Origin of the sequence: Permianibacter aggregans (assembly GCF_009756665.1) — a bacterium.
In the GTDB taxonomy this organism is placed as follows: Bacteria; Pseudomonadota; Gammaproteobacteria; order Enterobacterales; family Permianibacteraceae; genus Permianibacter; species Permianibacter aggregans.
This window is the reverse complement of the sequence record NZ_CP037953.1, coordinates 2,715,482-2,740,267: the sequence shown is the minus strand read 5'-3', so window position 1 is coordinate 2,740,267 and position 24,786 is coordinate 2,715,482. Positions and strand designations below refer to the sequence as shown.

The window sequence follows — 24,786 nt, the reverse complement described above, 5'->3', positions numbered from 1 at the left end:
TCCTCAATAGTTATCCATCATGCGTTCGGTGGTTCAAGGCGAATCCGGCGAATGGCATAAATCGGCACACCGGCCAGCAGCAATAAAAAACCCCAAAACACCGTTTCCTGACCGGTGCCAGCCACTGCCCAGAATGCGTATAAAAATGCCAACAGGGTTAGCACGATATCGAGCTTCTGTCGGCCGGAGCTTACCCCCTCACGGAAGCTCTGCATGAATTCAGTAATGGTGCAGAAGATATACGGCACGACTGAACTCAAGGTCGCCAGCAAAATCGTAAAGGTAAACAAATCCACCAGGCCGCGATGATAATTGCTGAGCACCAAAAGCGTTGCCAGCGAACTGGAAATGATCAAACCAAAGACGGGTGTACCCTGCTTCGATAGCCGGGCAAACACCCGTGGAAACAAGCCATCATCGGCGACCGCTTTGGGTATTTGGCCTTGAATCAGAATCCAGCCATTGAGTGCACCGAAGCAGGAAACTGCAGCACCAAGTGCCATCAACACACCGGCGCTCTCCCCCCAGACCCGCCGCGCCGCTTCGGCAAATGGCGCACCCGATGCGGCCAACTCGTTGTTCGGTACGATACCCATAACAATCGTCGTCGCCGCGACATAAATGATCGCGGTAATCACCGTGCCTATCCACGTGGCACGCGGAATGGTTTTCTCCGGTTCACGCACATTGTCGGCAGGAATCGTTGCACATTCCAAACCGAGAAACGCCCATAAGGTCAGCGCCACCGTTGCACTGACCGGCGTCAGCGAAAACGTGCCATCCATCTCCGGTGTTTGCAGATACTCCGGCTGGAAATGCCAGATACCGAAAGCAATCAGCGCCAACAGCGGCAGTAATTTCAAAATCGTGGTGACCACTTGCACATTACCGGCTTTGCGTACACCGAGAATATTGACGAAGGTTAACCCCCATAAGGTACTCAGTGCCAAGGCTGCTCCAATGATAGGGCTGGAGGACAACACCGGAAAAATCAACGAGAGATAACTGACGAACGCCACAGCAATGGCGGCATTGGTGCACCAGCAGGAAATCCAATACCCCCAAGCCATCAGAAAGCCGGGGAAATCACCGAAACCGATTCGTGTGTAAGCATAAGGTCCGCCCGCCTTCGGCATACGTTTCGCCAAGCGGCTGAACACCCGCGCCAACAACAGTGCACCCGTTGCGGTAATCAGCCAGCCAACCAGACTATAAGAACCATAAGGCGCCAGCGATGCCGGCAGCAGGAAAATGCCGGAACCGACCATATTGCCGATCACCAGCGCCGTGCAGGTCCATAAACCGATTTTGCTCAGCCGGGGATGCTGTCCGTTCATGTTTGTTCTTGATTAGCACGGCATGGATGAAGACTAAGCGAAATGCCGCTACTTGAATATAGTTTTGCGTAAAAACGCTACGTCGATGAACGCGACAAGAGATTCAAAACCTCAACGGCCTTGTCAGCATGCCGCTCCGGCACAAAAATATGATCGTGGTAATAGGCGGCAACAACATTGGCGCTAATCCCTTGCTCGGCGAGCGCCGTGGCGACCGCCGCCGTCAATCCGACAGCCTCCAGACTGGAATGCACGGTCAGGCTGATACAGCGAAAAACCGGCTGATCGCCAAAGCCAAAGTTGGCTGCCACCACCTGCTCCAGGATCAGCGTCATGCCTTCGTCTTCAAGAAAAGCCGCCAAAGGTTTCAGCTCGGCATAATCGCCATACTCGCCTTTCGCTATCGAAACAAACACATAACGCTCGGCTCGCAGCGCTGGCGCCATGGAGCGAATCAGTGCCCGCAAGTTCTTTTCACCTGTCATTATCCACTCCACTGAGTGCAACCCAGTAATGCTCTGAAAGCATAGAGCATACCGTATCGCGAGTGGCCGCTACGGTCTTGAAACGCGTACAAGCACTCAATCCCATTGGCTGGCCAGATCAATGCGTTATAAAAACGAGAGACCGGAAAAAATCTGTCGGGTTTGTCAGCGCCCATTTCAATGGCGCAAGAAATGGCAACGCTGTTGGCCGGAAGTCAAATACTGTAGTGAAAGCTGCCGGCGGCGAATCAGTGTTAGCGAGTCCGAACAAGACGTTTGCATTAGCGATTGATTGACAGCGATACTCCGTGACAGAGCCACCTTTACTCTGCGCCAGATGAAAATCGCCTTCTTCGGTTACGACTTGTACCATCCCTGCCTGCCATTGCTCGCAGAGCGCGGCCATGAAATAGTAGCCATTTTTACCGGTCCGCTATCGATAGCTACCCAGCACATCCATCAGTTTGCCGCGCAACACACCATTCCGGTTATCGATAGCAAGCCAGCATTGGTGGCATTGAATAAGCTGGTTGATTCCGGTGTTGAACTGTTTCTGAGCGCCGAGTATCCATGGAAGATTTCTGTTCCCGCTGAGCTGCGTTATGCCATCAACTTGCATCCAACCATGCTGCCACATGGTCGTGGCCCGACACCGATTCCCTGGCTATTGCTGCAGTATCCGCAACACGCTGGACTTAGCTTTCACAAGATGACCGATAGCTTTGATGCCGGCGATATTCTGCTGCAGCAATCGCTCAGCATCGAGTCTGGCGACAACTACGATCATTATTGTCAGAAGCTCATTGGCCTTGCGACGGAAATGCTACCGGCACTGTTTGCGCAGATCGAAACGCTTTACCGCCATGCTCAGCCACAAGCAGAAGGTTCGTACTGGCCGATGGTTCCGCGCGAGCAACAAACGATCAACTGGCATGACGCTATCGAAAAGATTCTCAAAACTATCCGTGCATTCGGCAGCCTTGGTACGTTCGCAAAGGTGAATGAAATCGAAGCGCGGATTTTTTATGTCGAGGCGAATGTTCTGGCACACGAAGTAACGCCAGGAACCATTTTGCAGCAAAACGGAAATTCCATTACGGTGGCTGCCAAAGATGGCGTGATTACCATTCCCTTTCGCTGATCTCACTGATAATGACTCTTGATAAAAAGGCCACCTTTTGGTGGCCTTTTTATTTTCTGCTCAGGGATCAGAACCGATCCAACTCCATTACCTTGTTCCAAGCCAGAACAAAGTCATTGACGAACTTTTCCTTGGCATCGTTGGACGCATACACTTCAGCGACTGCGCGCAGTTCGGAGTTTGAACCGAAGATCAGATCAACCGGCGTTGCGGTCCATTTGGCTTTACCGGATTTGCGATCGACACCTTCATACAAGTCAGCCGCTTTTGATTTGTTCCACTTGGTGGACATATCGAGCAGATTGACGAAGAAGTCATTACTGAGTGTTCCTGGCTTGGCCGTGAATACACCATGTTTGCCGCCATCGAAGTTGGCATTCATGGTACGCAAACCAGCAACCAGCACGCTCATCTCCGGCACACTCAGGTTCAGTTGATAGGCTTTTTCGACCAGCATTTCAGCCGGCGAGTACGGGCTGTTCTTGCTGTAGTAATTGCGGAAGCCATCGGCAGCCGGCTCGAGTACCGCGAACGATGCCGCATCGGTTTGCGCTGGCGTGGCGTCACCGCGACCCGGCTTGAACGGTACTGTGACGTTGTGACCAGCGTCCTTTGCCGCCTTTTCCACGGCCGCGACACCGCCGAGCACGATCAGATCCGCCATCGATACCTTTTTGCCGCCTTTGGCTTTGGCGTTGAAATCGCCCTGAATGTCTTCCAGCTTCTTCAACACCTTCGCCAACTCTTTCGGATTGTTCGCTTCCCAATCTTTCTGCGGAGCCAGACGCACGCGAGCACCGTTGGCGCCACCGCGGAAGTCGGTGCCACGGAACGAAGCAGCCGACGCCCAGGCGGTACGCACCAGCTCCGGTACCGTCAAACCTGAAGCCAAGATCTTGCTCTTCAGCGACGCGATATCACCGCTATCGATTAACGGATGATCGACATTCGGAACCGGGTCCTGCCAAATCAGATCTTCGCCCGGCAAATCGGTGCTGATGTAACGCGCACGCGGCCCCATGTCACGGTGGGTCAGTTTGAACCAGGCCTTGGCAAAGGCCTGCTCAAATTCTTTCGGGTTGGCGCGGAAACGCTCAGAAATCTTGCGGTATTCCGGGTCCATCTTCAGCGACAAATCGGTGGTGAACATCACCGGTGCATGGCGTTTGGTTTTGTCATGCGCATCCGGAACCAGATTGGCGGCTTGGTTGTTCGCGGGAATCCATTGCGTCGCACCGGCTGGGCTCTTGGTTTGCACCCAATCGAACATAAACAGGTTGTCGAGATACTGGGTGGTAAACGCAATCGGGTTCACCGACCAGGCGCCTTCCAGACCGCTGGTGATGGTGTCTTCGGCGTTGCCCTTGCCACACTTGTTGTTCCAGCCGACACCTTGATCTTCAAGATTGGCCCCGGCCGGATCGGGCCCCAGGCATTTTTCCGGTTTGTGCGCACCGTGCGCTTTACCAAAGGTATGACCGCCGGCAATTAACGCCACCGTCTCTTCATCATTCATTGCCATACGGCCAAAGGTATCACGAATATCTTTGGCCGCCAGTAGTGGGTCCGGCACACCATTCGGGCCTTCCGGATTCACGTAGATAAGCCCCATCTGCACCGCCGCCAGTGGCTTTTGCAGTTTGCGGTCACCACTATAGCGCTTGTCATCGAGCCACTTGGTTTCCGGCCCCCAATAGGTATTGTCGGCCTCCCAATCGTCAACACGACCGCCAGCAAAACCGTAGGTTTTAAAGCCCATCGATTCGAGCGCGACATTACCGGTCAGCACCATCAAATCGGCCCAGGAAAGACTGGCGCCATACTTTTGTTTAATCGGCCACAGCAAACGACGTGCGCGATCCAAGTTGACGTTATCCGGCCAACTATTCAGCGGTTCAAAACGCTGCTGACCACCGGCAGCGCCACCTCGACCATCGAAAATCCGATAGGTGCCGGCGCTATGCCAAGCCATGCGAATAAAAAATGGTCCGTAATGACCGTAATCGGCTGGCCACCAATCTTGCGAAGTGGTCATCAAATCCTTGATGTCTTTTTTAACGGCGTTGATATCGAGCTTCTTGAAGGCTTCGGCGTAGTTGAATTCAGCGCCGAGCGGATTGGAGGCAGGGTCTTGCTGACGCAGCGGCGACAAATCGAGTCGCGCAGGCCACCAATCCTGATTTTCCATCGGTTTCGGTTGCGCCATTTGCACCGGGCTGGTCGCATACGCCGGCGACACAACCAAAGCAAAAGCCACAACAAGCGGAAGTGTTTTAACTGGCATGGTATTGTTCTCCCTGGGAGTCAATCGGCAATACAGCGCCATCACGCTACTGAAACGACAAATGCAAGGATATTCGGTTACAACTATGACGTTGATTGATACGCTCTATGCTGCAGGTCAGCAAAGAACAAAGGGCTACAATGAGCCCTCTAGCTATAGCGGAAGATCGCAGTAACTCGGGAAAACAAAACCATTGAATTGGCTAGGGACTTTCCATTGTTCAGTTTTGTTCTAAACAAGTAAGCAAAGAAAACTCGAGAAATTGGTTACATGCTGGTTACCTCGCCATGCCACCAATCTGATGCGCCAGATACGTTGCGTAGTTGTCAGTCATGCCGGTGACGTAGTCGATAACTCGCATATAGGCTTGATAGAGCGGCCATTGCGGATCAGGCGCGTTGGCGCCCATCAAATCGAGCACACGTTTGGCGCGGAAGCTAACATGCTCGGTGCTGTATTGTTCGTAGACGGCCTGGCAGAACACTTCGAGCAACGTACCGATGGTTGAGAAGGCACCGATTTCCAATTCAGATTTGCGGGCGTTGCGGAAGACTTTTTGGTAGGCGAGTTGTTTGCCAGCTTGTACGCCGGCGGCGACGTCCTTGTCACCATCGAGCAGCAACTCGCCCTGATATGAACCACTCATGATGCCGCTTCGGTTAGCCATGAATGCCTGCACAGCCGAGTTCAACATGCGCTCCATGGCTCTACCGCGAAAGGCACTGATGCGACGACGGGGGCTCAGGCGCTTATCCATCGCGTATTCGTGCGGTTGTTGCCAGCCGCAGAGTTGCAACAGAATCGGTTCGACATCGTCGTAACTCAGGATATTCAGCTCAATGGCATCTTCCAGATCGAGAATCGTGTAGCAGATGTCGTCAGCTGCCTCCATCAGAAATGCCAATGGATGGCGCGCATATTTCTCTGGAGAAAGCTCAATCAGCCCGAGTCTTTCCGCTACTTCTTTAAAAATATCTTTCTCGGTCAGAAATGCACCAAATTTTTCCTTACTACCCGCATGCTGCGACGTCCACGGATACTTCATTAGCGTACCCAGCGTTGGATAGGTCAGACGCATGCCGCCAGCGAACTGATGGTATTCGGTTTGAGTAACAACACGGAAGGCTTGTGCGTTGGATTCAAAACCACAGAGATCGGTAAGTTCGGCTTCGGTCAGTTCACTGAGCATGCTGCTGCCGCGATGGCGGCCGAAAAAATCGCGTACCGCGTATTCACCGGCATGACCGAATGGTGGGTGGCCAATGTCGTGAGCAAGGCAAGCAGCCTGAACAATAGCGCCGATATCCGCGGGATTGATCCAGCTCGGTAATTCATCTTGCAATGTTTCGCCGGCCATCAAGCCGAGACTGCGCCCCACCGAACCAACTTCAACGCTGTGCGTCAATCGGGTGTGGATGTGATCATTCAGTGACAACGGATGGACTTGGGTTTTCCGACCGAGACGCCGAAACGCGCTGGAAAAGACCACGCGATCGTGGTCTTTATGAAAGTGTGAGCGGCCGATTTCCGGCTCGGATTCCAGTTCGTGGTGGGAGCGATGCGGCGTCAGCAGCGTTTGCCATTGCATCATCGGGAAAACTCCATCATCGGTGTCGATGCGCAAAGTCTAGCATTGCCTAACTCAGGCGCGAATCGAACTCCGTGAGCAGTTTGCTCACTTCGGCGAGTTTGCGCTGCTGCAGACGGCGATACCATTCGGTGATGGCGGCGCCAAACACTAGCCAAGCGACAACGAAAATTACTGGCCACCATACCCTATACCAAAGCATCTCTTCGGCGGCAGGCGCGTACCCTTGATCGATAACGCCGAACAACACGGCCATCGCCGCCGACGACAACATCGCAATGACGCTGTTTTTGGCATAGCGGATTCCCGCTTCTGCCCTTTGCTTTCTCAACATCAAAAGAGCAACCGTTGTTTCGTCGCGCGATTGCCAAGTGCCACGTTTGTTATAAAACGACCACGCAACAAAAAATGGCGTCAGTACGCACCAGAGCAACAACCAACTGCGCCAGATCACACTGTGCAAATCACCCCAGAACCAAAACGTCATGGCCCATACATAGAAAATCACCAACACTTCCAACGTGGCGTTGGCGGCCATGCGCCAGGTTTTCCACCGTGTTGAACGGCGTAAGCGCAACTCGTCTATTGGCAGCAATTGCCAGGTCGTTGCCAATTGCTGCCAATCGTAAGTCATGGGTTCAGACATGTTTCATGGCTCCATTACGTGTTGCAATTGTTGGCGTGCTCGCGACAAGCGCACGGCAACATTGTTGGCAGAGATACCAATGATGGTGGCAATTTCCTGATGCGAGCATCCTTCCAACGCCAACGCCACCAGCTCGCGTTGCGCCAATGGCATTCGCTGCACCGCTTGCAGTAATCGTTCGGCGCGTTGCTGCAAACTCACCGATTGTTCAGTATCGGCAGAAGGCTCGACCAGCGACTCATCGAATGCCTGATGTTTGCTGTCATGACGTGATTTCAAAACATGATCAACGCTTTTGTGATGCGCAATGCGCAACACAAAAGTCTTCAGGCTGGAATCGCCTTTGAAACGTGACAACGCTTGCCAAACGGCCAGCAGAATTTCCTGCACCAGTTCATCGCGCCTGGCTTTGACTTTTTCGTGCACAGCGGCAACACGGCCAATGGCCGCACCATGTACGGCCACCACCTGCTCGAAATCCGGAATCTCCTGCGCCGAGGCGAGCGTTGCGGTCACTTAAATACCCAGCACAAAACGTTCGCTGGCCATGCGCTTACTGGCGAACAGCAGGCAAGCAATGCTCAGCACTGTCGAAGTCACGGCGGGTGCCAGGTACTGCCACCACTGCAACACTTCACCTTTGGCCAGGGCTTTCAGCACTTCCTGCTCGCCCAGCACCGGCAAGCTGTACATCCACGGCGCTGACTCGGCACCGGTGATAGCGACTACAAGCACCGGCAGCATCGGAATGAACATGATGAAGCCCATGTTGGTTTGTGCTTCTTTGAAACTTTTGCTGTTCAGCGCAAAGGCAATTTCAAAGGCGGCGGCAAACAAACACAGCGGCATCGACAGTAACAGCACAAGAGCCAATCCATTCCAGCCAAGCTGCCAGCTCATGCCAATTTCTTCCAGCGGCAGTTTGCCGAGAATGGCATTGGCCGCTGCCAGTTCCAGCGTCAAACCGACGGCACTGAACAGCGCCGCAGCGAGCCATTTGCCCATGACAATCTGCGTGGCTGTGGCCGGCTGCACCAACAGAATTTCCAGCGATTTGCGCTCGCGCTCACCGGCGGTGCTATCGAGCGTGATGTTCAGACAGAAGTAAAACGCAAACACGAACATGAAGCCGAGTATCGTGCCGGCGAGCTGACTTGAGCGTGTCGCTGCGGTGGCGGTATCGAATTCCTGGATATCAATCGGGTTGATCAACGCGGGCGCCACGCCGCGCTGTAGCAGGCGTGATTGTGCGGTTACGGCTTCGTATTGGCGAAGAATGCTATTGACCCTGTTCAGTTTCGAGCGCTGATCGCTGGTTGAGTTGAACCAGAGCATCAGGGTTGCCGGCTTCAGTTCGTTATACTGTTCCGGGTAGGTTTCCGGAACGACAATTACCGCTGTCAGATCTTTCTTTTTCAAGCGCGCTTCGATTTCCGCATCTTCAGTCAGGTTCTCTTCCTGAACGGTAATCTCGGCCGCACGTAAATCATTGACCAGACGCCCGGCATATTCGGCGCCGGAGACAATGACGGTGATTTCTTCTTTTTCGCCGGCGGTGCTCTTTTTGATAACAAAGTTCATGATACCCATCATCATCAATGGGTACATCAGGACAAACACCATGAACATCATCATTGAGCGTTTGTCACGCAGGGTATCGCGCAGCTCTTTACGGAATACCGCCAACGTGCAGGGATCAAACAACGACTTCATGCGGCGATTCCTTCTTCGGTACCGATCAGGCTGACAAACGCGTCTTCAAGATTGGCGATGCCGGTGCGTTCGCAAAGTTGCTGTGGCGTGCCGGCGGCAACCGCCTTGCCTTTGGTCATGACAATGACTTCATCGCTCAAAGTCGACACTTCCTGCATGACGTGGGTGGAAAACACCACGCAGCAACCGCGTGCTTTCAACGAGCTGATGGCTTTACGCAAGGCACGAGTGCTCATGACATCCAGACCGCGTGTTGGCTCATCAAGCAAGACGTTCTTCGGTGAGTGCAGCAGCGCTCGCGCCAGCGCCACTTTCAATCGCTGGCCTTGCGAGAAACCTGCGGCCCGGCGCTCCAGAATATCTTCCATGCCGAGCAAAGCGCTGATTTCCTCGGTTGCCTTGTCGATTGACGCTTTATCCATGCCATGCAATTCGCCAAAATACTGCAAATGCTCGCGTGTGCTCAGTCGTTCATACAAACCGACTTGGTCGGTTAACACACCTAAACTTTTGCGTACAGAGATGGGATCTTTTGCCGGATCAATGCCATCTACCGCAACCTCGCCGCCATCGCGTTTCAACAATCCAAACAGGATACGCATCGCGGTAGTTTTGCCGGCACCGTTGGGACCCAGCAGTGCAGTAATTTTGCCGTCTTCGGCACGAAAGCTGGCGCCATCCAATGCTTTGACTTTGCCAAAGCTTTTTTCCACGTTATGTAGTTCGATCATGAGGTATTCCTTTTTCGTTACGGGCGCGGACCAGCGGCGCTGACAACAAACGGCGGGAAACGGGTTGATTGCAAGCAGGCGTCATCAACCTTGTCATTGGGCTTGTCGAGAAAGTCGCGTAGCAGTTTCGGTGCGCAGCCAACATTACTGATGCCGTGCGAAAGCTGTGGCACGACAATGTGCTGATCGGTGCTGATGTGCTGCATCGCCTGCTCTGCGCGCCATGGCGGTGTCACCGGATCGTAAGCACCGGACAGCAATAACGTCGGCGCCGCAATGGTTTCGGTGCTGTGGCGCTCCACGGTATTCACCGGTACTTGCTGGCATAGCTGCGGCCAGGTGCGGGCCTGCAAGCCCTCAAGAAAACCACTGGCGCGCTCGGATTCGATCGTTGCTTCGTCGATATACGGCACATCCTCGGCACAGGCGACGGAGAACGTCAGCAAGATCGCCATGGCATCCTGGGTCCACTCGCTGTAGGTCAGCAGTGCCGTCACCATCGGTTGCCAATTGCCTTCGGCAGCCAGATGAATCAATTGCGGCAAGGCGGCCATCGTGGTCGGTGAATACAAGGCCGTGCGTACCGTGTCGGCAAAAATTTCGTAAGTCAGCGGCACGTCAATCCATTCGCCAGTGCGCGGATGACGCAGACGCACGGGCGGAATACCAGCCTTGATATTGGTTGCGGCGTTGACAAAATCCTGCTGCAAATTCGGGAACGCCGCACGGCAGTCTTCATCCTGGGCGCATTGCTGAAACAGTTTATCGAGCGCTGCTTGCGCATCTTTGCTCCAAACCGCCAGCACTTGTTCCGGCGATGCCACGCCATCAAGAATCAACGCCCGGGTGTTTTCCGGAAACAGGCGAGCATAGGTTTGCGCCAGTCGGGTGCCGTAGGAACCACCCCAGAGATTGATCTGGTTGTAGCCGAGTTGCTGACGGATCTTATCCAGATCGCGCGCAGCATTGGCCGTCGTGTAATGGGAAAAATCGACCGAGTGACTCTCGACACATTCACGAAACATGGCCACGCTTTGCTGTTCATCGAGCGAGAACATCTGATCTTTCAGATTCGGGCAATCCAGCTTGCCGGAGCGGCCGGTGCCGCGCTGATCGATAAACACGATATCGCGGGTGGCGCGCAGTTTCTGCATGGCGTTAGCAAGCAAATGGATGATGCTGCTGCCGGACTGACCCGGTCCGCCCGCCAAGACAAATACCGGATCCGGCTTGGCGTTTTCACGCAAAGACGGCGCAATGGCGACGAAGATTTCATACTGGTTTTCATCAGGCCGCTGGTAATCGGCAGGAACGGTCACCTGCAGGCAACGCAAGGGATCGCGAAAGCCTTTCAAGTGACAATTTTCACTGACTGACTTCAAATCAGCCGCCAACGCACCAGCCACGCTCGTGGTAGCGAACAGACCCGCCAACGTTAATCGAATGAATCCCACAAATATTTCCTCAATAGGTGGTTTCTACTATCCATAGTCGATAGCAACACAAAAACCTTACAAAAAAAGCAATGTCGTATAGAACACCGTTGTTCGGTACAACATATGCGCCATGACAAAGCCAACAGTAGCCGGTAGCGCCCGCCATGCTGCTGCCAACCAAGAATGCTGATACGCGAACCTCAGAAATGCAGCCATCATGAAGGGAAATGGCAGCTTCAGCAGAATCAAATTCAACCAGGGCTCAACCGTTTTGCTGAATTCGGGGTCACGAGAGAAAAACTCTAAAGGCATGCCAATCAGCAAGATATTCAAGTACAAGTACAGCAGAATAAAGATAAGAAAAAAGGAGGCGTTGACAATGTGGTCGATGAAGTAAAATCGCTTCTGAGGTTGTAGCCCCCACAAAACCAGTGCAAAAAATGGCACATGAATCAGCACCAACACACTGGCAACATCGACTTGCTTTTCAGCAAATTTCAGCTCAAGCGCTGCCCTATCCTGAAAGGCGTTTGCCATCAGCGTGTCAATCATGGGTTGTGCGTACTGCGTGAAGAACCCAAAGCGCAAGTGGCTAGACAGATCTTGGGTAAAGTCGGTGATGAATGGGTAGAGAAAGATCACCAAAAAAATGAACAGCAACATTCTTATCGGAGATGCATACCGCCGACGCCTGCCTTGATTAAATTGGTATGCGACAACACCAGGTCGAAGCAAAACGTCGCGAAGCGTACGGAAAACTTTGTTATCCAGATTCCCGAGATTTTCGACTAATTCGGCGAGCATGGGCGCTACCCCCCAATGCTCGCGTGGAATATGTTTCTGCCCGCATTGATGACAGTATGCGCCTTGTAACGGCGTCTCACAGTTCAGGCACGACGTTGGCGCGGTACCCATGGCTTGACCTTATTCTGCTTCGCTGACGCATGGCGAGACATCAACGATATGACCGATGCACCAGCTTTCCTCGGACGTTGCGGGCTTCAACTATTCAGCGGCTTTGACCATTTCATCAACGACTTTCTTGGCATCGCCAAACACCATCATGGTTTTATCCATGTAGAACAAATCGTTGTCGAGACCGGCGTAACCGGCCGCCATTGAACGTTTAACGACCAGCACCGTGCGTGCTTTGTGCGCTTCGAGAATCGGCATGCCGTAAATCGGCGATGCCGGATCGTCTTTGGCAGCCGGGTTGACGACGTCATTGGCGCCAATGACCAGCACGACATCGGTGCTGGAGAAATCGGAGTTGATCTCTTCCATTTCCAATACCGAGTCATAAGGTACTTCTGCCTCGGCGAGCAGCACGTTCATATGACCGGGCATACGACCGGCTACCGGGTGAATTGCGTAGCGCACTTTGACACCAGCATGCTCAAGTTTTTCTGCCAGCTCCTGCAGCGCATGCTGGGCGCGGGCAACCGCCAAACCATAGCCGGGCACGATGATCACGCTGTCAGCATTTTTCATCAGGAACACGGCATCTTCTGGCGAGCCAGCACGATAGTTCTTTTCGCCGCCATCACCACCGGCAGCCGCGGCATCATCACCACCGAGGCCACCAAGAATGACGTTCCAGAATGAGCGATTCATCGCCCGGCACATGATGTAGGAAAGAATGGCACCGGAAGCGCCAACCAGCGAACCGGCGACGATCAGCAAATGGTTGTTCAGGGTAAAACCGATGCCGGCAGCAGCCCAGCCGGAATAACTGTTCAGCATCGACACGACAACCGGCATGTCGGCGCCGCCAATCGGAATGATCAGCAAGTAACCGAGCACCAGCGCAATCGCCAGCATGATGTAGAACGCGGTGTGGTTTTCGTTCAGGAAGTAAGCCACGCCGGCAACGATCATTGCGATGGCCATGACCAGATTCAGCCAATGCTGGCCGGAAAAACGAATCGCCTTGCTGGAAAAACGGCCGGAAAGTTTTCCGAACGCTACAATCGAGGCCGTGAACGTGATGGCACCGATAAAGGCGCCGACAAACAATTCAAAACGGTGCACGGCATCCAGATGCAAACCCGGTTTCAGAATCGCCGCGACCGCAATTAGCACGGCCGCCAAACCGACCAGCGAGTGCATCGCGGCAACCAACTGCGGCATCGCGGTCATTTCGACTTTCTTGGCCAGTATCGTGCCGATGATGCCACCGACAACGATCATCGCGAGCGTCAGCGCATAGCCGTTGACACTGACCTGATCTTTCATCAGATAAAACGTGGTGACGATGGCCATTGCCATGCCAATCATACCGAAGGTGTTGCCGCGACGCGCTGACTCCGGATGCGACAAGCCTCTCAAAGAAAGGATAAACAGCACCGAAGAAACCAGATAGGAAAGCGCAACCAGGTTGTAGTTGATCATATTGGCGTCCGATTCGTTATTGTGGGTTTGCCCGTCATAAATTCGTTTTTCATTCCCACCTTTCTGCTAAGGAAGGAGCGTAAAACTAACTTGCTTATCGTTCCCCCTCCTGCGAAGGAGGGGGCTAGGGGGGGGTCAGTTTTTCAATTGAGATCTCGTCCAGTATTGCCTGCACCACGCCATCGACTTCCGTCATCACTTGTTGGTTCGAAAACCGTAAAACCTTAATACCTAGGCTTCGCATGAATTGATCTCGCCCAGTATCAGCTTTCTGGCTCGCCATCGTTTCGTGCGTTACACCGTCTACTTCGATCACCAGTTGATGCGCAGAGCAATAGAAGTCAACAATGAAAGGTCCAATGCCATGCTGCCTTCTAAATTTTACTCCCAACTGCGAGCCACGCAGTCGTTGCCATAATTGGTGTTCGGGTTCACCTACGTTGTTTCGTAAATGCTGTCTTACGCCTTTATCCTGGGTATTGAATAACTTCATGGTTAAGTCCGTTTAACGTAGAAACCACCCCTACCCCCTCCTTGGCAGGAGGGGGATATTTAGGTGCGTTGCTTTTTCTTGAACATTTCCAACATGCGTCTAGTCACCAAAAAGCCGCCGAAAATATTGACGCTGGCAAGGCCTACGGCCAGGGCACCAACGAGGCTATCAGCACCAAAGGCATTGAAACCCACTTGCAGCATGGCGCCAACGATAACAATCGAGGAAATGGCGTTGGTGACGCTCATCAGCGGCGTGTGCAGCGCAGGCGTCACGTTCCAAACGACGTGGTAACCGATGAAAATTGCCAGCACAAAAATGGTCAGGTTGATAATCAGTGGATCGGCCATCGCATAACTCCTTATCGTTGACCAAAAAGCAGTTGGCCGTCGCGGCATAGCAGCGTGGCGGCAACCACTTCGTCGTCGGTGTTGATGACAAAACCTTTTTCCTTGTCGAACATCGGCGTCAGGAAATTCAGCAGGTTTTTCGCGTACATCGCCGAGGCATCGGCAGCGACTTGCGACGGCAGATTGGTGTAACCAATGATCGTGACGTTGTTGATCGTGACGATTTTGTCGGCTTCACAACCCTCAACGTTTCCGCCCATTTCGGCCGCCAGATCGACAATGACCGAGCCCGGTTTCATTGCCTGAATCGTGTGGTGATGAATCAATCGTGGTGCCGGTTTGCCCGGAATCAGCGCCGTGGTGATGATGATGTCGGCCTGCTGCGCGCGCTGATGCACGAGTTCCGCCTGCTTGCGTTTGTATTCTTCGGACATTTCCTTGGCGTAACCGCCACCGCCTTCGCCGCTTTCTTCGACTGGCACCTCGACGAACTTGGCGCCCAGCGATTCGACTTGCTCTTTCGCGGCGGCACGCACATCAAACGCTTCGACGACAGCCCCCAGACGCTTGGCGGTCGCAATGGCCTGCAAACCGGCGACACCAGCGCCCATGATCAATACCCGCGCCGCTTTGACGGTGCCGGCAGCGGTCATCAGCATTGGAAAATAACGAGGGTAATGATCGGCCGCGACGACGACCGCCTTATAGCCGGCAATATTGGCCTGGGATGACAGCACGTCCATGCTCTGGGCCCGGGTAATGCGCGGCACCAATTCCATCGCAAACGCGGCGACGCCTGCAGTGGCCACGGCCGGCAAGCTGTCATTGCGATAGGGATTGAAGCAGGCAACGATACTGGACCCTTTGCGCAGCAACTTGATTTCATCGGCATTCGGCGCCCGCACTTTCAGCACCAGCTCGGCATCGAACGCGGCATCGGCGCTATCGACAATGCTTGCGCCAACGGCGGTGTAAGCCTCGTCAGTCACCCCGGCTTTTAAGCCGGCGTTGTGTTGCACAACCACCTGATGACCCGCCTGAATATATTTTTTGATCGTTTCAGGGGTGGCGGCGACCCGTGATTCCAGCGGATGGGTCTCCAAAGGCACGGACAGGCGCATGGGCGCTCCTCGTTGGTTTAGCTTATCTCCGTAAGCCGCTATCCTATGCAGCATGACACCCTTTGGTCAAACAACCTCCACGCATACAGGAACCGCATGCGCATCACCCGTTTATATGTTGACTTGCCATTGCAGACCGGGCGCAAGCTCAGTTTGCCGGAAAATGCCGCCAATCATGTGGCAAGAGTGTTACGCATGCGCGTCGGCGACGCGGTGCAGTTATTCAACGGCGATGGCCATGCCTACGACGCGACCATCAGCCATGTCGACAAGCGTGATGTCGGCGTCGATATTCACCAGATGTCGGAACAGCATCGCGAGTCGCCATTGTCGATTACGCTGATTCAGGGCGTGTCGCGCGGTGATCGCATGGAGATTACGATTCAGAAAGCCGTAGAGCTTGGTGTCGGCGATATCCATCCGGTGATCACCGAACGCTGCGGCGTGCAGCTCGACGAACAACGCTGGCAGAAAAAGCAGGAGCACTGGCAGGCCATTGTCCACAGTGCCTGCGAGCAATGCGGACGCAATCGCGTGCCGACCGTGCATCCAGTGCGCAAACTGGATTTGGTGTTGGCAGATGTCAGTACTGCGCATCGCTTTACCTTACAGCCAGATGCCGAACAAGGTTTTGGTGAGTTGAAATTGCATGGCGATGTCACGTTGCTGATTGGCCCGGAAGGCGGCCTTGGCGATCTGGACTTGTATCAGGCCAGCGCGGCACAGTTTATTGGGGTGCGTATGGGGCCGCGGATTCTGCGTACCGAAACGGCAGCGTTGACCGCTCTTGCCTGCTTGCAAGCCCTGCATGGTGATCTGCGGTAAACGATGATGTTGAGTCTTGACGGAGCTCGTTCGATTGTTGTCCTGACCGGCGCCGGGATTTCGGCTGAGTCCGGCATCAAAACCTTTCGTGCTTCCGATGGACTTTGGGAAGACCATCGCGTCGACGATGTCGCAACGCCGGAAGGCTTTCGTCGCAACCCGGCGCTGGTGCATCACTTTTACAATAGGCGCCGCCAACAACTTTTATCCGATGCCATTCAACCGAACAAGGCGCATCAGGCGCTGGCTGATTTTGAACGGCAATTTGCCGGTGATTTTTTGTTGGTCACGCAGAACATCGACGACCTGCATGAGCGAGCTGGAAGTCGCAAGTTAATCCATATGCATGGTGAATTATTGAAGATGCGTTGCGCTGTCAGCGGCCGCATTTTTGAGTGTCGCATCGACCTGAGTACCGAACTCCGTTGTGAGTGCTGCCATCTACCGTCACGACTGCGACCGCATGTTGTCTGGTTTCATGAAATGCCGTTGGCAATGGAGCGGATTTTCGATGCGCTTTCACGCTGTGATGTGTTCGTCAGCATCGGCACCAGCGGCAATGTCTACCCGGCCGCTGGCTTTGTAGAGGTAGCCAATCAGGCTGGCGCCAAAACCATCGAATTGAATCTGGAACCGAGCCTAACCCGCAATGCCTTCCAGTACGCTGAGCATGGCTTGGCGACCGAGTTAGTACCCAAATTATTCCGGATATAAAAAGCCGCTCAGTTCGAATTGAAGCAAGCGACTTGACTCGGTTGATTAAAGAATATAGCGGCTCAAGTCTTCATTCTTGACCAGTTCGCCAAGCTGTTTGTCAACGTAAGCACCGTCAATAACAAACTCGCCTTTCTTGGTATCGAATGAGACTTCATCCAGCAAACGCTCCAGCACCGTGTGCAGACGACGAGCGCCAATATTCTCGGTGTTTTCATTGACCGAAAAGGCAATCTCCGCGATGCGCTGAATACCGTCCTCCGTGAATTTCAGCTCCACCTCTTCGGTACCGAGCAGTGCTGTGTATTGCTTGGTCAGCGAGGCATCCGGCTCGGTCAGAATCTGTTTGAAATCGTCTACCGTCAGGGCTTTCAACTCGACGCGAATCGGCAAGCGGCCTTGCAGTTCAGGAATCAAATCGGAAGGTTTGGCAAAGCTGAACGCACCGGAAGCGATAAACAAAATGTGGTCAGTCTTGATCATGCCGTATTTGGTGCTGACAGTACTGCCTTCAATCAACGGCAGCAGGTCGCGCTGCACACCTTCGCGCGAGACATCGGCACCGCCGTGATCACTGCGCTTGGCGACTTTGTCGATCTCATCCAGAAAGACGATACCGTTCTGCTCAACCGAGTTGACGGCCGTTTGCTTGATCTCGTCATGATTGACCAGTCGCTCGGCTTCTTCTTCAGTTAGCAGCTTCATCGCCTCACGAATCTTCAGCTTGCGCGTTTGTGAGCGGTTCGGCGACAGATTCTGGAACATGCTCTGCAATTGCGAAGTCATTTCCTCCATACCAGGCGGCGTCATGATCTCAACATTCATTGACGGGCCACTGACCTGGATTTCGATCTCCTTGTCGTCAAGTTGGCCTTCGCGCAGTTTCTTGCGGAAGATCTGACGAGTATTGGAGTCCGGTGGATTCTCATCAAAACCACGCGCCGGCGGCAGCAACACATCGAGAATACGATCTTCTGCAGCATCCATGGCCCGGTGTTTGACCTTTTCGACTTCCTGTTCACGAATCATCTTGGCGGCGACATCAACCAAATCACGAATGATGCTGTCAACGTCTTTACCAACGTAACCGACTTCGGTGAACTTGGTCGCTTCGACTTTGATAAACGGCGCATTGGCAAGGCGCGCCAGACGGCGGGCAATCTCGGTTTTACCGACACCCGTTGGTCCTATCATCAGAATATTTTTCGGCGTGATTTCTTCGCGCAGCGATTCATCGACATTCATCCGGCGCCAGCGATTGCGTAGCGCAATAGCGACGGCACGCTTGGCATCTTTCTGGCCGATAATATGTTTGTCAAGTTCATGGACGATTTCGCGCGGCGTCATCGGATTGATTACAGAGCTCACAGTGGAATCCTTTAGCGTTGTTCAAACTCAGCTTTCAGTGCTGAGTGACTCAATGGTGCGGTTGTGATTGGTGTAAATACAGATATCGCCAGCGATATTGAGCGCGGCCTCAACAATTTCCTTGGCGCCCATATCAGTGTGATCGAGCAGCGCACGGGCGGCTGATTGGGCGAACGGGCCACCGGAACCGACGGCCAGCAAACAATCCTCTGGCTCCAGCACGTCGCCATTGCCAGTAATGATCAAGCTACATTCCTTGTCGGCGACAATTAACAGCGCTTCCAGACGGCGCAGCGAACGTTCCGTGCGCCAGTCTTTGGCCAGTTCCACGGCGGCACGCTGCAAGCGACCACCGAATTGCTCCAGCTTCGCTTCAAAACGCTCGAACAACGTAAAGGCATCAGCGGTACCACCAGCAAACCCGGCCAACACTTTACCGTTGTAGAGCTTGCGCACCTTACGGGCATTGCCCTTCATGACCGTATTACCCAGCGTCACCTGGCCATCGCCACCGACCACGACCACACCATTACGGCGAACCGACACAATGGTCGTTCCATGCATTTGTTCCATTCGAGCGCTCCTGAACTTGGGTACCTGATGCCGAGACTTTGGGTGAATCAGATGTGAGATTCTATGTGGGTGCACTTACCGATAATTTCAAGTTGGCCGTTTAGGCGAATTTCATAGCCTGATTTTGGGCACTGAAGAAATCAGAACGAAAAACTTTTTCTTGCGCCGTAATCTCACTGAAGCGTGATCATTCGACTTTAGGGCCTGCCGGGTCTCGCCCCGGCAGGCGAGATACTTTCTCTTGTTCGCGCAAGAGAAAGTATCCAAAGAGAAGCGCGCCCCGATGCGCCAGACAGGTTTTGCAGCTTCGACTTGGCCGCTCCGTCAACAAGCGTTCTCCGGCTCGGGCCGCACTGACGCGGCATCCATGCCTTATCAGTGCTACGCCAGCTATCCCTGCTGGCGTACCCGGCCTACAAACACTTGTTGCCGGCTGGCGCAGACGGGGCCCCCGTTTTTTCTTTTCTAGTTTTTCGACTTCGACACTTCAAACCACGGTGTGAACCTGAATCGAACAACTAATCGTGAAACGCTATCAGAAACAACCACTACCAAATCTTGCAATCGTTCATGCCGCCGGCTTGCAGCTTATGCTTGTCACGCTCGGCATCGCGCTTGGAACTATAGGGTCCAAGCTGTACGCGATAAAAGGTCTGCCCAGATTTGCTTTGCACCGGATTGATGTTCGCTTGCAAACCACTCAGCGCGATTTGCGCTTTCATCGTTTCGGCGCGGTTTTTTTCCGTGAATGAGGCGCAGGCCAGTACGTAGCTGCGATTTTCTTCAGAGGTAGCGCGGTCCTTGACGGTTTCTCCTTTCGGTACCGTTACGGTTTTCTCTTCCAGCAGCTCTTCAAAGCTCCAATCGGCTTTGGTTTGTGGATCAACATCCAAAGGTTTGTATTTTTCGTTGATGGCGGCTTTGCTTTGCTGGTTCGACTGTTTCGCTTTGTCTTCTTCGTTGACGGCTTTGGCGTGTTCAACGAGTTCTTTGGCGTTGCCGACGACGGTGCCGCGCACCCACCAGCCAAGCACCGAACCGGCGATGACGCCGACGACAAAAATCACCACACCGGATTTCATGCCATTGCCACCTGTTTTCTTTTTGCCGGCGCTGCGAGTGTTGCCACCGCCGCGGGCATAATCGCGCTGCGCCATTACATTTGCTCCGGCGCGCTGACACCCAGCAAGCCTAAGCAATCAGCGATCACTTTTCGAGTTGCCGCGCACAAGACCAGGCGCGCATTCCGCAAACGCTCATCCGCAACCAGAAACGCTTCGGCGTTGTACCAACTGTGGAAATCGGTCGCGACATCGCGCAGGAAATGGGTCAGCTGATGCGGTGCGCGGTTGCGCGCCGAGGCGGCGACCATTTCCGGGTATTTCGCCAAGCGTACCGCCAAACCCAGTTCATGGTCGGTGGTCAGCGTTTCCAGCGAGGCAAGTCCTTGCGCTTCATCGTAGTCATAGCCTTTTTCGACGGCTTGACGGAACACCGAGCAGATGCGGGCGTGAGCGTACTGGATATAGAACACCGGGTTGTCATTGCTTTGTGAGCGCGCTAACTCGATATCAAATTCCAGATGCTGGTCATGCGAGCGAGTCAGGTAGAAAAAGCGCGTGGCGTCGGCGCCGGCTTCCTGAATCAAATCTTTCAGCGTCACGAAATTGCCGGAGCGCTTGCCCATGCGGCCCGATGACAGCGTCACGAACTGAATCAATGACACATGGAATTGCTCGCCCTTGCCAGACAGCGCTTCAATGGCAGCGCGCATCCGGGCGATGTAACCGTGGTGATCGGCACCCCAAACATCGATCAGCGTGTCGTAACCACGATTGAGCTTGTCGAGGTGGTAAGCGATATCCGGCGAGAGATAGGTGTAAGAACCATCTTCCTTGATCAACACCCGATCTTTTTCGTCGCCCATGTCTTCGGTTTTCAGCCACAGCGCACCGTCTTTTTCGTAGACGCGATCTTTGGCTTTCAGCTTCTCGATCATCGTCGTTACGGCGCCGCTGCGAGTCAGGCTGCGCTCGGAAAACCAGTTGTCGAAATGCACTTCAAAACCATCGAGCGTGGCGCGAATGTCGGTCAACTGCTCATTCAAACCGAAGTCTTGAACGATTTGATAATCATCACCAAGCACCGACTTGATCCGTTCGATCAAACTGTCCAGATGCTTTTCTTTGATTTTCTTCGCTTCGTCGCCTTCTTCATCGCTGTCCGGTGCGACGCCTTGCATCAACTCGACGTAAGAGCGCTTGAAGGCTTCGCCGTGCGCCGCTTGCAAATTTTCCGCGCATCGTTTGACGTATTCGCCCGGATAAGCGCGCGAAGGAATGCGTACCGTCTCGCCAAGCACTTCCAGGTAACGCAGGAACAAACTGACGGCGAGCACATCGGCCTGACGGCCGGCGTCGTTGATGTAGTACTCGGTGCTGATCCGGAATCCCGCTGCGCGCATGACATTGGCCAGCGCCGAACCATAAGCAGCACCACGACCATGACCAACGTGCATCGGCCCGGTCGGGTTAGCCGAGACGAATTCGATCAGCACGTTTTCGCCGTTGCCGATATTCGGGCGGGCGAAAGTTTCAAAACCGTTGAGGATCTTGCCGACGACATCGAACTGCTGGCCTTCAGCCAAGAAGAAATTCAGGAATCCGGGACCGGCGATGTCAACTTTGGTGACGCTGTCGTTGGCCGGCAATGCCGCAACGATTTTCACGGCCAGATCGCGCGGTTTCATGCCAACGGCTTTGCACAGCACCATCGCCGCATTGCAGGCCAGATCGCCATGGGCTTTGTCGCGGGTGTGTTCGACGCTGAATTTGTAGGATTCGGGCAGCGCCAATTCGCCTTTGCTGGCCAGATTTTGCAGAGCGTCGTTAACCAGGGATTCAATTGTTTCTTTCATTGCGTGTCGGCAACCTGCTGTTCAGTCGTCTATTTCAGTCGGAATTCATGTGAATGGGCGTCGAACGTGGCATTCGGCGCAAGAGGAGCCGGTGCGACCGGCAAGGCGCGTATTAGACCATTTCCTGCGGGTCAATATCTACGGACCAGCGCGCCCTTCTTGCCTCCGGCCAGTTTTCCAGTTCGGGCAGCAACGCCCCCAATACCTGTTGCAACTGACCGCGATTGGCCGCTTCCAGCATCAGCTGGGCCCGAAACCTTCCTTGCCTTTTAGCCGCTGGTGCTGGTACCGGGCCTAATGCGGTGATGCCGCTGGCATTCAATGCTTGCGCTGCTTTGCTTAGCAGCGCAAAAGCCTGCTCAACTTTTCCGGCTTCAGCGCGCATCAAGGCAATCGGTTGAAACGGCGGCAAGCCGTGTTGCTCGCGCTCATTGAGCGCCCCTTCGGCGAAGGCATCGTAACCATCACGCAGCAGCGTTTGCAGCAGCGGATGCTCAGGCTGGCGGGTTTGCAGAATGACTTCGCCGGGCTTGTCGCCACGCCCGGCCCGGCCGGCGACCTGGGTGATCAGCTGCGCCATTCGTTCCGGGGCGCGAAAATCGGTGGCAAAGAAAGCGCCATCGACATCGACCAACGCCGCCAGCGTCACGTTTGGAAAATCATGACCTTTGGCCAGCATCTGGGTGCCGACCAGAATCCGGTAGTCGCCACGGCGTATCGCGTCGCTCCAGCGCTGCATGGCGTCGCGGCCGCGGGTGGTATCGCGATCGATGCGGGCGATTTTCTCGTTTGGAAAATGCCGGGCCAAGGCTTCTTCGATGCGCTCGGTGCCCTGCCCCAGTGACAGTAGTTTGTCGCTCCCGCAGTGCGGGCATTTCTGTGGCATCGGTCGTTCGGAACCGCAATGGTGGCAGCGCAGTCGGCGAAACTGGCGGTGCACGGTGTAATGGGCTTCGCAGCGCTGGCACTCGGCCAGCCAGCCGCAGGCATGACACATCAGCGTCGGCGCAAAACCGCGTCGGTTCAGGAACAGCAGCACTTGGCCGTCGTTGCCTAGGTGCTCGCGGATTTTCGCCAGCAGCGCCCCAGACAAGCCCTCATCGAGCTGGGCGTTGCGGATATCGAGGCAGCGCAATACGGGCATCTGGGCTTCGTTGGCCCGGTTTGGCAGCGCCAAGCGCTGATAGCGGCCTTGTTTGACGTTGCGCAGCGTTTCCAATGACGGCGTCGCCGAGCCGAGCAGCACCGGCACCTGTTCTATCTGGCCGCGCAATACGGCCAGATCCCGAGCGTGATAGCGAAAGCCTTCCTGCTGCTTGAACGACAGATCGTGCTCTTCGTCGATGATGATCAGGCCCGGATTGGGCAAGCTGACCCACAGCGCCGAACGGGTACCAATGACCACACCAGCATCGCCGCTGCGGGCTCGGTCCCAGGCCTGCCAGCGCTGGCGCTCGGTCAGCGCCGAATGAATGACCGCCACTTGCTCGCCAAAGCGGGCGCGAAAGCGTGCCTCGGTCTGCGGCGTCAGGCCGATTTCCGGCACCAATACCAGTGCTTGCTGACCTTTTTGCCGGATCTGATCTATCAGTCGCAGGTACACCTCGGTCTTGCCGGAGCCCGTGACCCCGGCCAGCAGAAAGCACTGAAAACCTTCGACCGCCGCCACGGTGTCGACGGCCTGTTGTTGCGCCTCGTTCAAGGTCACCGGTGAAGCCACCGAACGGTAAGGTACTGGCTCGTTTTCCGGCGCCAAATTTATTTTCTCGGCCCAACCGTTCTTGGCGAACTGGCGCAGCAGCGCGGCGCTGAACCCCTGCTCCAACAATTCGGCCTGAAGCACGCCTTCTGGCATCGACTGCAACACCTGCAGCAAAGCCCGCTGACGAGGCGCCCGGTTTAGTTCATCCAGCGGCAACGCTTTTCCCGCATCGGTCAGCTGCCAGGCCGGCAGTGTTTGACCACGTGGTGTTTTGCCTTCGCGCAGCAAAGTGGGCAACGTTACCGCCATGACTTCGCCGAGTGGATGGTGGTAATAGCCGCTGGCGAATTCGGCCAGTTTGCTGATGCCGGGACTGATCAGCGGCTCGAAATCGATGACTTCGCTAATCGTCTGCAACTTGGCTTCGGCCATTTCCGTTTGCGCGACTTTTTCCCAGACAACGCCAACCAGCTCGCGCCGCCCGAACGGCACCCGCACCCGGGCACCGCGCGCCAGGTTCAAGCCCGGTGCCCGGTAATCAAAAAGCCGGCGCAACGGCACCGGCACAGCAATGCGATACAGTGAATCGGTCACGGTGGCGCTCAGGTTTCCGGCGGGCGGCGAGTTTTCGGCACCAGCAGCCAACGCAGCAACATATTGGTGGCACTGAGCACAATCGAACCGGCAACGGCCCACCAGAAACCGTCGATGGCAAAACCTTCAACAATCCAGGCCGACAATTGCAGCATCAGCGCATTAACGATGATCAGAAAAAGACCCAAGGTCAGGATCGACAGCGGCAGCGTTGCAATCGCGACAAACAAGCCGATGGTACCGTTGACCAACGCAATGATGAATGCCGCTTTCAACGCTGACCAACCGTCATCAATATGAAAGCCTGGAACAATTTGGGTCACGACCATCAACGCAAACGCGCTGATAAACCATAACAACACCAAACGTCTCACCCG

Annotated in this window: 24 protein-coding genes; 4 read left to right on the top strand and 20 right to left on the bottom strand. The window is 54.6% G+C overall.

The window, feature by feature from the left end:
• Positions 1 to 17 precede the first annotated feature (17 nt).
• Together E2H98_RS12190 and E2H98_RS12185 are read right to left on the bottom strand one after the other, a co-directional pair.
• A complete protein-coding gene (locus tag E2H98_RS12190) occupies positions 18 to 1,337 on the bottom strand; it encodes an amino acid permease (protein ID WP_133589125.1) in 1,320 nt (439 codons plus the stop codon).
• Between the two features lie 77 nt (positions 1,338 to 1,414).
• Positions 1,415 to 1,822, bottom strand: a complete 408-nt coding sequence (locus E2H98_RS12185) for an ACT domain-containing protein (RefSeq protein ID WP_133589127.1) — start codon at positions 1,820 to 1,822, stop codon at positions 1,415 to 1,417.
• Positions 1,823 to 1,943: 121 nt separating this feature from the next.
• Here E2H98_RS12185 and E2H98_RS12180 point away from each other — a divergent pair, with 121 nt between their 5' ends.
• Together E2H98_RS12180 and E2H98_RS12175 are read left to right on the top strand one after the other, a co-directional pair.
• Positions 1,944 to 2,114, top strand: coding sequence for a DUF2256 domain-containing protein (locus E2H98_RS12180; protein ID WP_133589129.1), 171 nt, complete (start codon positions 1,944 to 1,946; stop codon positions 2,112 to 2,114).
• 45 nt (positions 2,115 to 2,159) lie between these two features.
• Positions 2,160 to 2,963: a methionyl-tRNA formyltransferase gene (locus E2H98_RS12175; protein WP_133589131.1), complete on the top strand. Its 804-nt coding sequence runs from the start codon at positions 2,160 to 2,162 to the stop codon at positions 2,961 to 2,963.
• A gap of 67 nt (positions 2,964 to 3,030) precedes the next feature.
• On the opposite strand, the gene katG is transcribed toward E2H98_RS12175, so the two are convergent.
• The 12 genes from katG to E2H98_RS12115 all read right to left on the bottom strand — a co-directional run bounded on the left by katG (position 3,031) and on the right by E2H98_RS12115 (position 15,716).
• Positions 3,031 to 5,169: a catalase/peroxidase HPI gene (gene katG / locus E2H98_RS12170; RefSeq protein WP_269769311.1), complete on the bottom strand. Its 2,139-nt coding sequence runs from the start codon at positions 5,167 to 5,169 to the stop codon at positions 3,031 to 3,033.
• Positions 5,170 to 5,524: 355 nt separating this feature from the next.
• Positions 5,525 to 6,835, bottom strand: a complete 1,311-nt coding sequence (locus tag E2H98_RS12165; protein ID WP_198325312.1) for a deoxyguanosinetriphosphate triphosphohydrolase — start codon at positions 6,833 to 6,835, stop codon at positions 5,525 to 5,527.
• 49 nt (positions 6,836 to 6,884) lie between these two features.
• Entirely contained in the window at positions 6,885 to 7,481 is a 597-nt protein-coding gene (locus E2H98_RS12160) for a hypothetical protein (RefSeq protein ID WP_133589137.1), read from the bottom strand.
• A 3-nt stretch (positions 7,482 to 7,484) separates the two neighbouring features.
• A complete protein-coding gene (locus E2H98_RS12155; protein WP_133589139.1) occupies positions 7,485 to 7,997 on the bottom strand; it encodes an RNA polymerase sigma factor in 513 nt (170 codons plus the stop codon).
• Positions 7,998 to 9,194 (bottom strand): ABC transporter permease, encoded by a 1,197-nt coding sequence (locus E2H98_RS12150; RefSeq protein WP_133589140.1) that lies wholly within the window; start codon positions 9,192 to 9,194, stop codon positions 7,998 to 8,000.
• The gene (locus E2H98_RS12145; protein ID WP_133589142.1) at positions 9,191 to 9,925 is read right to left on the bottom strand and encodes an ABC transporter ATP-binding protein; all 735 of its coding nucleotides are present in this window, start codon (positions 9,923 to 9,925) and stop codon (positions 9,191 to 9,193) included. The genes E2H98_RS12150 and E2H98_RS12145 overlap by 4 nt, the downstream gene beginning before the upstream one ends.
• Positions 9,926 to 9,942: 17 nt before the next feature.
• Positions 9,943 to 11,379, bottom strand: coding sequence for an alpha/beta fold hydrolase (locus E2H98_RS12140; RefSeq protein WP_157591371.1), 1,437 nt, complete (start codon positions 11,377 to 11,379; stop codon positions 9,943 to 9,945).
• Between the two features lie 57 nt (positions 11,380 to 11,436).
• Positions 11,437 to 12,276 carry a DUF3667 domain-containing protein gene (locus E2H98_RS12135; RefSeq protein ID WP_133589146.1) on the bottom strand — a complete coding sequence of 280 codons (840 nt, stop codon included), beginning with the start codon at positions 12,274 to 12,276 and terminating at the stop codon, positions 11,437 to 11,439.
• 90 nt (positions 12,277 to 12,366) lie between these two features.
• A complete protein-coding gene (locus tag E2H98_RS12130) occupies positions 12,367 to 13,749 on the bottom strand; it encodes an NAD(P)(+) transhydrogenase (Re/Si-specific) subunit beta (protein WP_198325311.1) in 1,383 nt (460 codons plus the stop codon).
• A 127-nt stretch (positions 13,750 to 13,876) separates the two neighbouring features.
• Positions 13,877 to 14,245 (bottom strand): endonuclease domain-containing protein, encoded by a 369-nt coding sequence (locus tag E2H98_RS12125; RefSeq protein ID WP_133589150.1) that lies wholly within the window; start codon positions 14,243 to 14,245, stop codon positions 13,877 to 13,879.
• 59 nt (positions 14,246 to 14,304) lie between these two features.
• Positions 14,305 to 14,595 (bottom strand): proton-translocating transhydrogenase family protein, encoded by a 291-nt coding sequence (locus tag E2H98_RS12120; protein ID WP_133589153.1) that lies wholly within the window; start codon positions 14,593 to 14,595, stop codon positions 14,305 to 14,307.
• A gap of 11 nt (positions 14,596 to 14,606) precedes the next feature.
• Complete coding sequence (locus E2H98_RS12115; RefSeq protein ID WP_133589155.1) at positions 14,607 to 15,716, bottom strand: Re/Si-specific NAD(P)(+) transhydrogenase subunit alpha; 1,110 nt, start codon at positions 15,714 to 15,716, stop codon at positions 14,607 to 14,609.
• A gap of 96 nt (positions 15,717 to 15,812) precedes the next feature.
• Here E2H98_RS12115 and E2H98_RS12110 point away from each other — a divergent pair, with 96 nt between their 5' ends.
• Positions 15,813 to 16,541 (top strand): 16S rRNA (uracil(1498)-N(3))-methyltransferase, encoded by a 729-nt coding sequence (locus E2H98_RS12110; RefSeq protein ID WP_133589157.1) that lies wholly within the window; start codon positions 15,813 to 15,815, stop codon positions 16,539 to 16,541.
• A 3-nt stretch (positions 16,542 to 16,544) separates the two neighbouring features.
• Positions 16,545 to 17,255, top strand: coding sequence for a Sir2 family NAD+-dependent deacetylase (gene cobB, locus E2H98_RS12105; protein ID WP_211342554.1), 711 nt, complete (start codon positions 16,545 to 16,547; stop codon positions 17,253 to 17,255).
• 45 nt (positions 17,256 to 17,300) lie between these two features.
• Here the strand turns inward: cobB and hslU are convergent, their stop codons facing one another.
• The 6 genes from hslU to E2H98_RS12075 all read right to left on the bottom strand — a co-directional run bounded on the left by hslU (position 17,301) and on the right by E2H98_RS12075 (position 24,783).
• Positions 17,301 to 18,602 (bottom strand): ATP-dependent protease ATPase subunit HslU, encoded by a 1,302-nt coding sequence (hslU, locus tag E2H98_RS12100; protein WP_133589272.1) that lies wholly within the window; start codon positions 18,600 to 18,602, stop codon positions 17,301 to 17,303.
• A 48-nt stretch (positions 18,603 to 18,650) separates the two neighbouring features.
• Positions 18,651 to 19,187, bottom strand: a complete 537-nt coding sequence (hslV, locus tag E2H98_RS12095; RefSeq protein ID WP_269769310.1) for an ATP-dependent protease subunit HslV — start codon at positions 19,185 to 19,187, stop codon at positions 18,651 to 18,653.
• A gap of 557 nt (positions 19,188 to 19,744) precedes the next feature.
• Entirely contained in the window at positions 19,745 to 20,353 is a 609-nt protein-coding gene (locus E2H98_RS12090) for an SPOR domain-containing protein (protein WP_133589161.1), read from the bottom strand.
• Positions 20,353 to 22,113 carry an arginine--tRNA ligase gene (gene argS, locus E2H98_RS12085; protein WP_133589163.1) on the bottom strand — a complete coding sequence of 587 codons (1,761 nt, stop codon included), beginning with the start codon at positions 22,111 to 22,113 and terminating at the stop codon, positions 20,353 to 20,355. Before argS ends, E2H98_RS12090 begins: the two co-directional genes overlap by 1 nt.
• 112 nt (positions 22,114 to 22,225) lie before the next feature.
• Positions 22,226 to 24,409, bottom strand: coding sequence for a primosomal protein N' (locus tag E2H98_RS12080; protein ID WP_133589165.1), 2,184 nt, complete (start codon positions 24,407 to 24,409; stop codon positions 22,226 to 22,228).
• Between the two features lie 8 nt (positions 24,410 to 24,417).
• Positions 24,418 to 24,783, bottom strand: coding sequence for a phage holin family protein (locus E2H98_RS12075; protein ID WP_133589167.1), 366 nt, complete (start codon positions 24,781 to 24,783; stop codon positions 24,418 to 24,420).
• Between the last annotated feature and the right edge of the window lie 3 nt (positions 24,784 to 24,786).